Source organism: Fodinibius sp. GM21, from assembly GCF_058386955.1.
The window spans coordinates 647301-661208 of record NZ_JBYEIQ010000001.1; the positions used below are offsets into that span (position 1 = coordinate 647301).

14 protein-coding genes are annotated in these 13908 nt (G+C 41.6%); all 14 read right to left on the bottom strand.

Going from position 1 to position 13908, the window contains the following annotated elements:
• Positions 1-60: 60 nt before the first annotated feature.
• Complete coding sequence (gene fni / locus ACT3IB_RS02625) at positions 61-1083, bottom strand: type 2 isopentenyl-diphosphate Delta-isomerase (RefSeq protein ID WP_491537467.1); 1023 nt, start codon at positions 1081-1083, stop codon at positions 61-63.
• A gap of 2 nt (positions 1084-1085) precedes the next feature.
• On the bottom strand, positions 1086-1814 hold the full coding sequence (locus ACT3IB_RS02630; protein ID WP_491537468.1) for an SDR family NAD(P)-dependent oxidoreductase: 729 nt from the start codon (positions 1812-1814) through the stop codon (positions 1086-1088).
• Between the two features lie 78 nt (positions 1815-1892).
• Positions 1893-2417 carry a DUF2480 family protein gene (locus ACT3IB_RS02635; protein WP_491537469.1) on the bottom strand — a complete coding sequence of 175 codons (525 nt, stop codon included), beginning with the start codon at positions 2415-2417 and terminating at the stop codon, positions 1893-1895.
• Positions 2418-2420: 3 nt separating this feature from the next.
• Positions 2421-2759 carry a HesB/IscA family protein gene (locus tag ACT3IB_RS02640; protein WP_491537470.1) on the bottom strand — a complete coding sequence of 113 codons (339 nt, stop codon included), beginning with the start codon at positions 2757-2759 and terminating at the stop codon, positions 2421-2423.
• A gap of 15 nt (positions 2760-2774) precedes the next feature.
• The gene (locus ACT3IB_RS02645) at positions 2775-3326 is read right to left on the bottom strand and encodes a NifU family protein (RefSeq protein ID WP_491537471.1); all 552 of its coding nucleotides are present in this window, start codon (positions 3324-3326) and stop codon (positions 2775-2777) included.
• 87 nt (positions 3327-3413) lie between these two features.
• On the bottom strand, positions 3414-4661 hold the full coding sequence (locus ACT3IB_RS02650) for a cysteine desulfurase (protein ID WP_491537472.1): 1248 nt from the start codon (positions 4659-4661) through the stop codon (positions 3414-3416).
• Between the two features lie 8 nt (positions 4662-4669).
• The gene (gene sufD / locus ACT3IB_RS02655; RefSeq protein WP_491537473.1) at positions 4670-6004 is read right to left on the bottom strand and encodes a Fe-S cluster assembly protein SufD; all 1335 of its coding nucleotides are present in this window, start codon (positions 6002-6004) and stop codon (positions 4670-4672) included.
• Between the two features lie 29 nt (positions 6005-6033).
• Positions 6034-6798, bottom strand: coding sequence for a Fe-S cluster assembly ATPase SufC (gene sufC / locus ACT3IB_RS02660; RefSeq protein WP_491537474.1), 765 nt, complete (start codon positions 6796-6798; stop codon positions 6034-6036).
• Positions 6799-6844: 46 nt separating this feature from the next.
• Entirely contained in the window at positions 6845-8293 is a 1449-nt protein-coding gene (sufB, locus tag ACT3IB_RS02665; protein ID WP_491537475.1) for a Fe-S cluster assembly protein SufB, read from the bottom strand.
• 319 nt (positions 8294-8612) lie between these two features.
• The gene (gene pta / locus ACT3IB_RS02670) at positions 8613-9599 is read right to left on the bottom strand and encodes a phosphate acetyltransferase (protein ID WP_491537476.1); all 987 of its coding nucleotides are present in this window, start codon (positions 9597-9599) and stop codon (positions 8613-8615) included.
• 10 nt (positions 9600-9609) lie between these two features.
• Positions 9610-10386 (bottom strand): EamA family transporter, encoded by a 777-nt coding sequence (locus tag ACT3IB_RS02675; RefSeq protein WP_491537477.1) that lies wholly within the window; start codon positions 10384-10386, stop codon positions 9610-9612.
• An 80-nt stretch (positions 10387-10466) separates the two neighbouring features.
• A complete protein-coding gene (locus ACT3IB_RS02680) occupies positions 10467-12221 on the bottom strand; it encodes a caspase family protein (protein WP_491537478.1) in 1755 nt (584 codons plus the stop codon).
• 6 nt (positions 12222-12227) lie between these two features.
• Positions 12228-13475 (bottom strand): hypothetical protein, encoded by a 1248-nt coding sequence (locus tag ACT3IB_RS02685; RefSeq protein ID WP_491537479.1) that lies wholly within the window; start codon positions 13473-13475, stop codon positions 12228-12230.
• The gene (locus tag ACT3IB_RS02690) at positions 13457-13906 is read right to left on the bottom strand and encodes an NUDIX domain-containing protein (protein WP_491537480.1); all 450 of its coding nucleotides are present in this window, start codon (positions 13904-13906) and stop codon (positions 13457-13459) included. The genes ACT3IB_RS02685 and ACT3IB_RS02690 overlap by 19 nt, the downstream gene beginning before the upstream one ends.
• Between the last annotated feature and the right edge of the window lie 2 nt (positions 13907-13908).

Genomic DNA, 13908 nt, shown 5'->3' on the forward strand with positions numbered 1-13908 from the left:
TTTAAGGCTGAATTTACAAAAGGCCAAATATAAGTAATTTACAACAACATATTGACGCTGTTATCGCTTTAATTTTAAGTGATCAGGAACCAATTCAGAAGGTGTTTTACATCCTAATAATGTTAGAATGGTAACCAGCTGTTTGTACCACTGTTGATATAGTTGTTCTAATCCGTCATATCCACTTTCTACAACAGCTTTAATCACAGGTTGAGCGGAAGCAGCAAAATCGGATCCCAAACATAATGTTTTTGCAATATCTTGGCTCGACCGGATACCACCGGAAGCAATAAGTTCGAAATCGTATTCTTGTTTAAGATCTGCTAACTGCATAACACATTCCAGAGTTGGAATCCCCCAGTCATTGAAGTCATTATCAGGATTTTTGTTAGATATACGCTCATTTTCAACTTTTGCCCAGCTTGTGCCTCCTGCCCCGGCTACGTCAATAACCTCAACTCCAGCATCCAAGAGTCGTTTCCCAACTTCTGCTGAGATTCCTGCCCCGGTTTCTTTAACAATAATGGGTAGCGACGTATCGCGACAAAGTTGTGCTATGCCTTTTTCAATGCCCTTAAAATTACGGTCTCCTTCCGGCTGCATCAGTTCTTGAAGCGGATTCAGATGAACAATTACAGCATTAGCTTCAATAGAATCAACAAGCAACTTTAAATTCTCTTTTGATAATCCGCCCACCAATTGAGCACCACCGATATTTGAGGCAATAAAAGCGTTCGGTGCTTTTTCTCTTACAATAGAAAACGAAGAAGAGGTCTCGGGCTCTTCGAGCATTACCCGCTGACTTCCTACGCCGAAAGGCAAGTTATGGTTCTCACAAAACTCAGCAATAATAGCATTAACAGCTCCGGCATCTGTATATCCACCGGTCATCGAAGAAATAAAAAGAGGGAAAGAAAAAGTTTTGTTCAAAAAGCTAACCTCTGTTGAAACCTCATCAACATTGATTTCGGAAAGTGCATTATGGGCAAAATAATATTGTTCAAATCCGGTAGGAATTTGATAATCAACCTCACCGGAGGTTGTTAAATCTACGTGATCCTTCTTGCGGTCTTTTATACCCATGACTAAATCATATAGCTTCCGCCATTAATATGAAAGGTTGATCCTGTCATATGCGGAACTTTACCGCTTGCAAGAAATGCAACTAACTCCCCTACTTCATCAGGAGAGGTAATCTCGTCAAAGGCCATCCCCTCCGTTAAATATTCTTCGCCATAAACGTCAATAGAATCGATAGCCATATCGGTTTTAATAAAACCGGGAGCAATGGAATACGCAGAAATATCGTGTTCGCCGAAATCCCGGGCTACACTTTTCGTAAATGCCACAAGTCCACCTTTAGAGGCTGCATAAGCCGAATATTCCTGGGTGTCACCCCGATAGGCCGCTCGAGACGATATATTTATAAGATAGCCTCCCTCCTCATTTATCCAGCGATTTAGTGCCCATTTAGATAATAAAGCTGGGGATCGAAGATTAACTTGCATGGTCTGGTCCCACTTTTCGAGCCACGACTCGTCATCATTTTCAAAGCCGGCCTCCTTAAAAACACCAGCGTTGTTAATAAGCACATTGGGAGCGTGGTCCCTTTCAAATATTGGCTTTAATTCTGTTTCTACGGCAACGGGATCACCTAAATCAACATAAAGACTTTCAAAGTTATCGTGTTGAGTAAATTCTTTTGGAAATTCTGAGGATCGTGCAGTACCGAGAACATCGAAATCCTCTTTTAAAAGTGATTTTGTTATACTTTTACCGATACCGCGCGAAGCTCCGGTGACTAATGCGTACACAGTATTTTTAGTTCGTTATTATTGCTTTCTGTGAAGGTAAGGATCGGATGGAGGGCATCCAAAGATTTGGCAAAAATACTATGCCCTGTAGACAGGCACGTTAGAACATGCCTCACCATACATCAGTTTTTTTACATGTGGAACGAGCCGTTGTGTTGCATATAGATAAACACTTTCCGGAACAGGTTTTTCCTTGCTCGAACATCCCTTCAGTATTACAAACTTATCCTCATAACTACTCCAGTCAACATTATCTAACTTGCGCCGATAAAGTTCGAAAAGTATATTTTCTTTTTGACCTTTAAAAACCTCCTTGGCATAGCTAGCAAGGTGTTGGCCTACAAGCATATAGGCCCATTTTGATATTATTGCATCAGTAGAACAGTAAACAGCTACATATTGGTCTTGAAACTGGCTCCAATCAAAGTTATTAAGTTCATTCCTAAAATCATCTTCTTTCAGGATCATTCCCTTAAAGAGAAATTGTTTCAGATCAAGCTCGGCTTTTGGTGTATCATCGAAATACTTCTGAAGATCGATAGTTACCAGCTTGTCAGATTGTTTTACCTTATTGACAATTTCGCCTTTGGTATTGGTTGCCATAACTTAAATTGAGAATGATTCTCCGCACGAGCATGTGCGATTTGCATTCGGATTATGAAAGTGAAATCCTTCTCCGTTTAATCCATCTGTATAATCAAGCTCTGTCCCCGATAGGTATAAGAAACTTCGCATATCAACAACTAATTGTATTCCTTTATCTTCAAATTGTTGGTCCTCTTCATCTCCATTTTCGGGATTAGAATCGAATTCCAGATCGTAGGTTAAACCAGAACAGCCACCACTTACAACGCCCACACGTAGTATAGCATCCTCGGCAATTTTCTGCTCCTCGCGAATCTGCTTAATACGTTCTGCTGCACGATCTGTGATTGAAATGGACATAAAACTGCTTGCAATTTATACAGAGACTACCTGAATTTCAGGATCAATGCGTTTAACCATACTCTCTATGGCGTAGAGGGTACCGCTTGTTGCTGTAGGACAGGTTCCGCAGGCGCCTTGGTAGTGAACCTTGAGTCGATTGCCATCAAGGCCTAAGATCTTTAATCCGCCACCGTCAGCGAGTAAATATGGACGAACCTGCTCGTCTAGCATCTTGTTGATTTCCTGGAGTCGAGGATCATCTGTTTCCTGAACTTCTTTAGTAGCATGTACCTCTTCATCTTCAACAGCATCAGTCTGAGGTGTGGCCTCACGTATGGGCGGTGCCAATTGGCGAAGTAACTCTGACCATACTGCATCTCCATCTTGGGTTACAGTCACGTATTTATCCACATAATAGACATTGATCACGTGATCAATGGAAAATAGCGCTGAAGCAAGTTCATCATTTTGGGCATCAGAAGCATTTTCGAAGGATTTAGTAACTCCGTTGGTCAATGCTTCTCCCAATACGAAGCGCATGGCATCGGGATTGGGCGTACGTTCAATTTCTTTAATCTTAGGCATAATGGTTTGATCTAATAGCTTTAATTATTTCACTATTTAGAACGAATATAAATATAAAATAATTCAATTCACAGCACCAAGTTGATGCTATTCGAATAATGAAATTGCTTTCTCAATTCCTTCCACAAGACGATCGATGTCTTCTTTATTATTATAAAACGAGATTGAAGCTCGAGCAGTAGCAGATACATCGAACCGGCGCATTGTCGGTTGTGCACAATGGTGGCCGGTGCGTATCGCTATCCCCTGCTGATCTAGAATAGTTCCAATATCTGTAGCATGAATATTATCATGAACAAAAGATAATACCGAAGCCTTTTCTTTGGCAGTGCCAATTATGCGAATGCCATCGATTTTTTGCAGCTGTTTGGTACCATAGTTCAATAACCTTTGTTCATACTGAGCAATATTTTTCATTCCCACTTCATTGAGAAATGAAATACTCTCACCAAAACCAATTCCTGCAGCAATGGGCGGTGTTCCGGCTTCAAATTTGTGAGGCGTAATATTATAGGTCGTTTCTTCAAAGGAAACCTTATCAATCATGTCCCCGCCACCGCGATATGGGGGCATATCTTCAAGATATTTCTTTTTTCCGTAGAGAATACCGAATCCTGTAGGGCCGCACATTTTGTGAGCTGAAAACGCATAGAAGTCGGCGTCTAAATCCTGAACATCTACGGGAGTATGCGGTACAGCCTGCGCTCCATCCACCAGAACTGGAATATTTCGCTTGTGGGCTTCTGCTATCATCTTTTTGATGGGATGTACGGTTCCTAAAGCGTTAGAAACGTGACCCACAGCAAGAATCGCCGTATTATCATTGAGCAGCTCCAAAAAATCATCCCATAGGATATCACCATTATCATCAACGGGGATTACACGAATATTGGCCTGCTTTCGTTCGGCTATCATCTGCCAAGGAACAATATTGGCGTGATGCTCAATCTCGGAGAGCAATATATCATCCCCATTTTGAATAAATTGTTCGCCAAAGCTATTAGCTACAAGATTGATTGCATCGGTCGTGCCCGTAGTATAAATGATCTCTTCTTTATACCGAGCATTAATGAATTGCTGCACTTTTCTTCGCGTCAATTCATATGCGTCGGTAGCTTTTTGGCTAAGCGTATGGATACCACGGTGGACATTCGCATGTTCCTTCGTGTGGTATGCATGAATACGGTCTGCAACACGAGCAGGCATTTGACTGGAAGCTGCATTATCAAGGTAAACCAAAGGGTGTCCATTAACCTGTTGTTTTAGAACAGGAAATTGTTCTCGGATATGATCAAAATCCACATCCCCCTTCGATTTTGCTGCAGCTTCAGCCATAGATAACCTTAAACAGTTAACGTTGAATCAAGTTGATTTTCCGTGAATCGGTGGACTTCATCAACAAGCAGATCTTGAACGGAATCAACCGTAATATTTTCGATTGTTTCAAGTGCGAAAGCATAAATAAGCATTTCGCGTGCTTGTTGTTCATTAAGTCCACGACTCATCAGGTAAAAAAGTTCATCCTGGTCCAACTGTCCCACCGTAGCGCCGTGAGTACAAACAACGTCATCAGCAAAAATTTCGAGTTGTGGCTTGGTGTTTACCAGTCCTTTGCGAGAAAGCAACAGGTTTCGGTTTTCCTGGAATGAATCAATTTTTTGGGCATCTTTTCGGACAAAAATCTTACCGTTAAATACCGAGTGTGCGTTGCCATTAATCACACATTTGTGTAGTTGATGACTTTCGCAATGCGAAAATCGGTGATCCATTACCGAATGCGTATCAGAGACCTGATCGCCGTCGATCAACACCAGGCCGTCAACCGTGAATTCCACTTCTTCATCACGCTGAGAAATTCGCGGCTCGTTGCGTGAGAGCTTGGCACCACGGGTGATGGTATAAGACTCGTAATTTGCGTGATGATGTACAAAGACTGCCGTTCGAGCAATATGGATTGCTTCGCGGCTGTCGCGCTGTATCTTGGTATGTTTAACATATGATTCTTCCTCTGTATTAACCTCAACAACCGGAAGATTGAAATACTTGTTGTCTCCTAATCCGATATGATCTTCTACCACTGTTACCTCAGAATTCTTATCGGCGACAATCACACTGCGTGAAGTGGTAAAATATTGAGTGTCTGCATCGGTTTGCACAAATAGCAAATGCAAAGGTACATCAACAGTTAGTCCTTCCGGGACATAGACAAATACGCCATCTTTTAAGAAGGCTTTATTGAAAGAGGAGAACACATCTTCCTCAAAATTGTTCTCAACATACTTGTTGAGATGTTTTTTGAGGAGCTCATTATCTTCCTCAGCAAGTTTTGCAATATTTCCGATGAGTACTTCCTCGGGAAGGTCTTCTGTAGAAGAATGTTCCGCTGAAAAAGAACCGTTGACAAATGTCAACCGAGCTCCCTCACTTTCAGGAAGATAATGTTCACTGATATCCGGTACTTCTAAATCCAAATCGGAAGCCAGCTCGTAAGAATCCTTATAAAGATCTCTTAAGCTGATGAACTTCCAATCCTCAAGCTTTTTAGTCGGAAAAGGTGTATTCCGAACTTCCTCTGCTCCCTTGAGGCGGACCTCATCAAGGAATTTAGATTTTCCGTTTAACGAACCTTGGAAATTAAGTAAGTCTTGTAAAAACGTGCGTTCTTTTTGTTGCTTCACTTTACCCATTTGATTATAAAATTCTCTGTTTACAGTACAGATGCATCTTTGCTCAACCAGTCGTATCCTTCTTCTTCAAGCTTTATTGCAAGATCTTTATCGCCTGATTTTGCAATCTTGCCGTCAATCATTACGTGCACATAATCAGGGGTCACATAATCAAGAATACGTTGGTAGTGTGTGACCAACACCACAGCATTGTCTTCACCTGACAACTGATTGATACCATTGGCAACGATCTTTAGCGCATCAATATCCAATCCGGAATCAGTCTCATCCAGGAAGGATAGTTTTGGTTGCAAAACGGCCATCTGAAAAATCTCGTTTCGCTTTTTCTCACCGCCACTGAATCCGGCGTTAACGCTACGTTCGAGAAATTCCTCTTTCATGTCAACCAGTTCGAGCTGTTCACGAGCATGATCTTCAAATTGCAGGGGATCCAGCTCTTCGCGCCCTTGTTTCTGGGCTATAGTATTATACGCCTGACGAAGCAAATTTTTATTCGTTACGCCGGGCACTTCAACGGGATATTGGAAAGCAAGAAAAATGCCCAAGTGAGCACGTTCATCTGCTTCGAGCTCAAGAATGCTTTCACCGTTGAACAGAATATCGCCCTGAGTAACTTCATAGGCTTCATGTCCTGCAACAACTTTTGAAAGCGTACTCTTTCCACTTCCGTTTGGACCCATGATTGCATGGATCTCACCGTCATTAATTGTCAAGTTAACTCCTTTAAGGATCTTTTCTGATGGATCCTCTTCTACACAAACATGTAAATCTTTAATTTCTAACACTTTGACTTATTCCTCTAAGATTTTGATTAAAAAGTTCTTTGATCTGTTACCCTACGCTGCCTTCAAGCTTAATGCCGAGCAATTTATCTGCCTCAACGGCAAACTCCATCGGCAGCTCCTGCAATACTTCTTTGGCAAAACCATTAACGATGAGTGAAATAGCATCATCCTCATCCATTCCTCGCTGTTGTAGATAAAAAATCTGCTCCTCACCAACACGGCTGGTAGAAGCCTCGTGCTCAACCTTTGCAGTGGGATTAGCAGATTCAATATACGGGAAAGTATGGGCTCCGCAGGTTTGACCTATTAACATCGAGTCGCAAACCGAATAGTTCTGTGCACCATCTGCACGCGGACTTATCTTCACCAATCCGCGATAACTATTATTGGATTCTCCCGCAGATATGCCTTTCGAGATAATCGTACTCTTTGTGTTTTTACCAACGTGAATCATCTTGGTACCGGTATCAGCCTGTTGACGCTGATTTGTTACCGCTACGGAATAAAATTCCCCAACAGAGTTGTCGCCCTGCAGGATTACACTGGGATACTTCCATGTAATGGCTGAGCCGGTTTCAACCTGAGTCCAGGAAATTTTGGAGTTATCTCCGCGACAGTGTCCACGCTTGGTTACAAAGTTGAAAATACCGCCCTGCCCTTTTTCATCACCGGAGTACCAGTTCTGAATGGTAGAATACTTAATCTCAGCATCTTCGAGAGCTACCAGCTCAACAACGGCTGCGTGCAATTGATTTTCCTGATACATCGGTGCTGTACAACCTTCCAGATAACTTACATGGCTGTTATCCTCACAGATAATAAGTGTTCGTTCAAACTGTCCCGATTGCATGTTGTTTATGCGGAAGTAAGTAGAAAGCTCCATCGGGCAGACGGTATCTTCTGGAACGTACACAAACGATCCGTCAGAAAATACAGCAGAATTCAATGCAGCATAGAAGTTGTCACCTTTTGGGACAACCGTTCCCAAATATTCCTTAACAATTTCTGGATGATCCTGAATTGCTTCCGAAATAGAGCAGAAAATAACCCCTGCATCAGCAAGCTTCTCTTTGAAGGTTGTAAAAATAGACTCGCTGTCAAATACCGCATCTACAGCGATACCTTGCAGCTGCTTCTGTTCTTGAAGGGGAATACCCAGTTTTTCATACGTTTCAAGAATCTGGGGATCAACATCATCAAGACTTTCCGGTTTTTTGCCATCTTTCTTCTTGGGGGAAGAATAATATTGAATATTCTCAAAATCCGGCTTTTCATATTCAACATTGGGCCAATCAGGTTCTTCCATCTGCTTCCACTTTTCGAAAGCTTCAAGACGGAATTCCAAGACCCATTCCGGCTCGTCTTTACGACGAGAAATTTCCCGGATGATATCCTCATTTATGCCTGTGGGAAAATCTTCATACTCCACATCAGTGGTAAACCCATACTTATATTCACCACCAACCATGGATTCAAGCGCTTCAGTTTCACTCATAAGAAATTATTGCGGTAAATTTACGATTTCAGCAGTTCGATTTAATAAACAGTAGAACAAGATATTACGTTCGGAAATTAAATCTGGATTAAATCTAAGTAATCTTAATCGAACTAATAACTCAGTATCCAGATCAGAGCCTCAAACATAAGGATAATTGCATGTAACTTAAACTTAATTCGGCCACTTTTATTTAGTGCCCTATATAGTTTTTACTTCCTTAAAATCGAATAGTAACTGCTACTTTGCCAATTGAAAGTTGCTATCCATTTAATAAGTACCATTTATCACTATTACTATTTTAATATCATAAAAGTACTTATTCTCCCATCAGAATAGCCACACAAGCGGCATTTACAATATCCTGCCAGTCACATCCCCGTGAGAGATCCATCATAGGCTTGGCAAGGCCTTGCAGGATTGGTCCGGTAGCTGCTGCGCCCGCAAGGCGTTCTGTGATTTTATAGGCAATATTTCCGGCATCGAGATTGGGGAAAATAAACACGTTAGCCTCTCCTCTAATGGGTGAATCGGGAGCTTTGCGCTGGGCTACTTCGGGGACAAAGGCGGCATCAAATTGAAGTTCGCCATCAACTTGCAGCTCAGGGCTTTTTTTCTTGACAATTTTTGTCGCTTCTACCACTAAGTCAGTCCGCTCATGTTTTGCACTTCCCTTGGTAGAATATGAAAGCATAGCCACTTTGGGTTCTTTTTGAGTCAATAACTTATGCGTCCGAGCCGATTCAATAGCAATATCGGCAAGTTGTTCTGCATCGGGATACGGAACGACCCCACAGTCGGCATAAGTTAACGGCGGCTGATTTTGTAGTGCCATCAAAAAAGTACTTGATATCGTCTTAATCCCCTCCCGAATCCCCATACTGTGAATAGCTGCTCGAATAACGTCGCCAGTAGTAGCAATTGATCCAGCCACACAACCGTCAGCCTGACCCGATGCTACCAAAATAGCTCCCAAGTAAAGAGGATTATCCAGTTTGGCTCTGGCCTCCTCTCTGGTAATGCCCTTGTGCTTTCTCCTTTTGTATAGATGATCTGCAAGTGGGCTTTTGTTTATTGAATCACCGATAAACAAGCTTGATAAATCCTTTACTGTTTGTCTTTCATTCTTATGACATGAGGTAATAATTTCTTCTTTGTCCCCTAAGAGGTGGACATCACAAATGTTTTCTTTAACTAAATATGAAGCGGCCTGTAGCACTCTTGGGTCTCGGGCTTCCGGAAAAACTATGGTTCTATCCAATTTTGAAGCTCGTTTCCTTATCTGTTGAATAATTTCTTGATCCATAACCTTAAAACTAAATTAAAAATATTATCGCGATAACAGCCGTCGCAATACCAATCCACTGTTTCGTTGAAACTCGATCATTCCAAATAATCAATCCGAGAAACGTCCCGCCAAGAACATTTAAAATATTGACCACGGGATAGGCTATTGAACCGCTGATACCACCCAATGCATAAATTAAAAAAATTGAGGAATATAAATTCGGAATGCCGATAGCCGCTCCCAACAGAGCTTCCTTTTTAGTAATAAGTGGTCCTTTTTGAAGAAGTGCAACAATCAACCCGATAATAAAAGCTCCCAAAAATACCAATCCCATAAAGGTGAGTTCATTGAGATTCGTACTAAATTCTTCTTCGTATATTTTAAGCGAGAGGTCAGCAAATCCGGATAATACAAAGATTAAAATCAGTAGCCAGGAAGCACTGATGGAACCAATTTTAATATCATTCTTTTTGGGGATAAGTAATAGCATAGCTCCGAATACCCCTACAATACCTGCAGCTTTTAGTCCATTTAGGTATTCGGCATACCAATAGATCGATATTACCACCGGAATCAACAAAGACAGCCGCATTGCAGCAATAGTAATACCCACTCCGTTAGTGTGAACCGACTTACTATATGCTACAAAATTTCCAATAAAAAAGGCTCCAACAAGAATACAAAACGAGAGGAGAATAGTTGAATGACTGACAAATACAGCTCCCAGATCACTCTCGTATCCTACTAACAAGGCAAAAACCGCCGCCACTATATAATTGACGGTAAGCGTGTTAAGAGTACGCAAATTTTTTGTTTCAGTAACTTTAAGTAGGTGGGCAATGGTGAGAGAGCATACCGAACTCAAAACCAGGAATGCATACGCCATTATTGTCCGGCTAAATTCAATTGGGTATTGCCGAGAAGCAAGGGGTCCTGGGGACGATCAAAAAGTCGACGGGATGTGTACGATACATTACGTTCAAGATATTGATAGATATCCGAAAGGTTGGTTCGCCGCTCCTGGAGAGCTTTTGCAAAAAAGTAGGGGAAGATATGATGCTTTTTATCCTCCCCTTCCTCAGACATATATAAATGGGATGGATTATTTAACTGTGATCCCATCAATACCGAACTATTGGGATTCTTTGATAGCAGCGGCGAAACATTTCTTTCGATTATTTTCCTCGTTTCGTTTTCGGAGAAGGATTTATCTATGCTTTTACTTGCAAAATCAATATCACCTACCACCAATGTTTGTTCGGATGAGATGTTGCCTATTCGCCGAAAGATATCTGGTACTGATATCGTAGAATCAGATTGAGTTTCGGGCGACACCGTCAAAAATTGCAGCTCCTGCTTTTCCTTATCGATGGCGCCATATCCACTAATATATATAAACAGTTCGGTGCTGTCATTTGCCAGAGAACTCATAGATGAAAGGAGCGTATTAAGAGTGTCGCTACTGCTAATATCAGCCAATTGATAGATATTGTCTTCCGAGTACCCTAAAGCATTTTGCAGATACGTATGCATCAAACGCCCATCCCGCAGAGCATAATTGCGTTCTCCAAGCGTATCGGCATAGTTTTGGTTGATGAGCAATAATGCCTTGGCATTGGGATTTTCATCGCGCAATATTGGAATATTACTTTCGACATCAATCTCACCGAAAGGAACTCGGGGAACGGTTACAACCTGATCTTCGACCTCATAATCCTCTGAACGCCAAATAATACTGGCATCCGATTTTTTTATAAATGTTTCGGATATCCCATACATCACCTGATACCAGTCATCGTTGATACTGCTAATTCTAAGCTGACTCCCTTCAACAAGATCTGCTAGCACATTATCCGCATTTTCTTGTGGACTATTACGCAGTGCCGTAAGTTGCTTATTAACGACGGCGTAGGGTTGCAAAACAGAATCTACTGCATACTTATAACGGTACAGTGAATCTGCAAAGAGCACCTCAACCGTAGCATTTCCAACCTCTTGTCCCGAGAGTCGCAAATTATTCAGTACATTTCCAATCGGAATGTTAAGTATTCCATCGGGAATATCTTGATTGCTATCTTCAAAAATAATTAAATCGTTATAGAGCATATAAACCGATGCAGATGTATCAACCTTGGCATCAGCTTTAACGGAATCAATTTCTGTGGTTGTACCGGTAGCTCGCTTATAACGCTCCTCTCCCGTTGGCCGCGGTTCGCCGACGGGCTTCATGTTTAAAAATCCCGATGCAAGCATCAAGGCACTTATCCCATTTAGGGTCCATCGTTTTGTTGATGAGGAATGACTGCCAAAATCAGCAATATTCGCCAAATAAAAAGCCATTGTTGCCCCTCCAACCCCTAATGCCGTGGTTCCCGGCCGCAACCGATAATCTTGGATATTACGCTGCATTAAAACGCGCTGGGTATATTCGTATTCGGTCTCTGAGTAAAGTGCCAATGACAAGACCGGATTTTCAGGGGTCACCTTTTCAGTTTGTTGTAAGAAGTAGTTCTCTTCTACTACCTCATAGTCAGTTCGATCAATGGATTCTTTCTCCTTTACGGTCCAGCGAGCACTGGTACAGGCCCCCAAAAAGGAAAGCAGAACTACTGCAATTAGTATGTGATGAAATGTTCTCATCAATTGTTACAATGAAATTGTGGCTCCTATGCCAAATACCTGTCGGAATTTAAAGGCATTTTCTGATCCGGGATGAGAAAGCCAAAAAGGCATGTCGTAGCGCAAAACTAATCCACGCGATTTTCCAAGATAATCAGGAATATCTACAGATAACAAAAATCCGATCCCGGCATCAGATAACACATTATTTTCCTCAATACTCGTTAATCCAAGTGATGTTCCCGAATCCCAGAACAAATATGACCGGAGATCCATGAGGCCGCCAATCACGGGAACTTCTTTCAGTTTATTTTCTAAAGGGTTTGGGTAATCGAATTCAAGATTAAGGGCCGACATTGAGGTGTAAAGCGGCACATTTCCACTATTTAATGTTTCAATATCATCATTCAGATACCCTCTTAAATTGGGCCCTCCGCTAAACTGAATATTCCCAATTTGTATCCAGGCAGACGGAATAGTTCCCCGGGCCCTAGTGAGTCCACTTCCCATCCAGCTCCGGGCCGATTGAAAACTATGAGAAAACAAATATTCTGGTGCGGTGTTATCAGTAGCAAAGCCGGAGTATAATCGCCCCGAGATAGAAAAATGTTCAGAAAGATCAGCCTTCTGCCGGAAAATTACCTCACTTCTTAAAAATCGTTCAGCTTCCCCGGCAATATTTGCATCAAATGTAATAGAAAGTGCATACCTGCCAAATCCATTGGCATCCGTAAAATCAAAAGCTGCATTTGCTATATATAACCACTGATTTTGCCACAGGTCTTGATACAATAAGTAATCTTTATTGAAGCGATATTCCCCCCTTAGACCTATAGCTAATTCCTTGTAGTTCATCTCATTAAAACCGGTCTGCCAACGTTTATTAAAGGTCAGACCATGTGCTTGAAATCCGGTGCGATATGATGTTCTTGCAGAGATGCTTCCTTCATTTCCAAAATCGGATATGGCAGGAATAGGCTCAGTAAACTTCAAGTAATAAGAAACAGGTTCGGCAGGAAATTTTGTACCAAGCCAAAGCCCTGCGTTTAACCGGTGGGGGCCATCACCAAAAGTCCCGGGTACTTGTCCCCGAAGTCGTATTCCAACTCGAACACCATCCACCCTATTATACCAGACATCAGGAGCCGGCAAAAGTTCATAGGAAGAATCATTGCCTTGGGCATGCAATTCATCGGGAATATTAATTCCACCAAGAACAAGAATCAAAAATATTGTGAACCAGCGATAAAACGATTTTAAAATTCTATTATCCACTCGTTTAAAATTTGTTTAGATATTACAATATCAGCCAATAATTTCATTAGTCGCTTCTGTTCCGGCCATTGAATATAGGTATCTATCTCTTTTTGGGAAATCCATTTCCAGCTGACATGTTCATGATTCAAGACAATGGATCCCTCGTTGCTTATTTCAGCACCAAAAGCCGGAATCTGCAAAATGCTGTCACTATCGTGATCATAGAATTGGTTTAAGGACGGAATAGACCAAAAAAGATCGGGAGAACACGTGGTTTCTTCATTTAGTTCTCTTAATGCCGCATTAAAAAAGGTTTCCTCGGGATTGACTTTTCCCCCAACCATTCGCCACTGACGAGCATATTGTACATCAGATGCTCGTTTTAAAACGAGAAATTTCACCTCGTTGTATGTTTTTTTGTATGGATATACGTCAACGAGGCCTTTCATAA

What these genes read in the sequence shown, in the direction of transcription:
- ACT3IB_RS02645 (WP_491537471.1), bottom strand. Translation starts at nt 3,326, where the DNA reads ATGCCTAAGATTAAAGAAATTGAACGTACGCCCAATCCCGATGCCATG.
- ACT3IB_RS02635 (WP_491537469.1), bottom strand. Translation starts at nt 2,417, where the DNA reads ATGGCAACCAATACCAAAGGCGAAATTGTCAATAAGGTAAAACAATCT.
- ACT3IB_RS02690 (WP_491537480.1), bottom strand. Translation starts at nt 13,906, where the DNA reads ATGAAAGGCCTCGTTGACGTATATCCATACAAAAAAACATACAACGAG.
- ACT3IB_RS02650 (WP_491537472.1), bottom strand. Translation starts at nt 4,661, where the DNA reads ATGGCTGAAGCTGCAGCAAAATCGAAGGGGGATGTGGATTTTGATCAT.
- sufB (WP_491537475.1), bottom strand. Translation starts at nt 8,293, where the DNA reads ATGAGTGAAACTGAAGCGCTTGAATCCATGGTTGGTGGTGAATATAAG.
- ACT3IB_RS02640 (WP_491537470.1), bottom strand. Translation starts at nt 2,759, where the DNA reads ATGTCCATTTCAATCACAGATCGTGCAGCAGAACGTATTAAGCAGATT.
- pta (WP_491537476.1), bottom strand. Translation starts at nt 9,599, where the DNA reads ATGGATCAAGAAATTATTCAACAGATAAGGAAACGAGCTTCAAAATTG.
- ACT3IB_RS02680 (WP_491537478.1), bottom strand. Translation starts at nt 12,221, where the DNA reads ATGAGAACATTTCATCACATACTAATTGCAGTAGTTCTGCTTTCCTTT.
- fni (WP_491537467.1), bottom strand. Translation starts at nt 1,083, where the DNA reads ATGGGTATAAAAGACCGCAAGAAGGATCACGTAGATTTAACAACCTCC.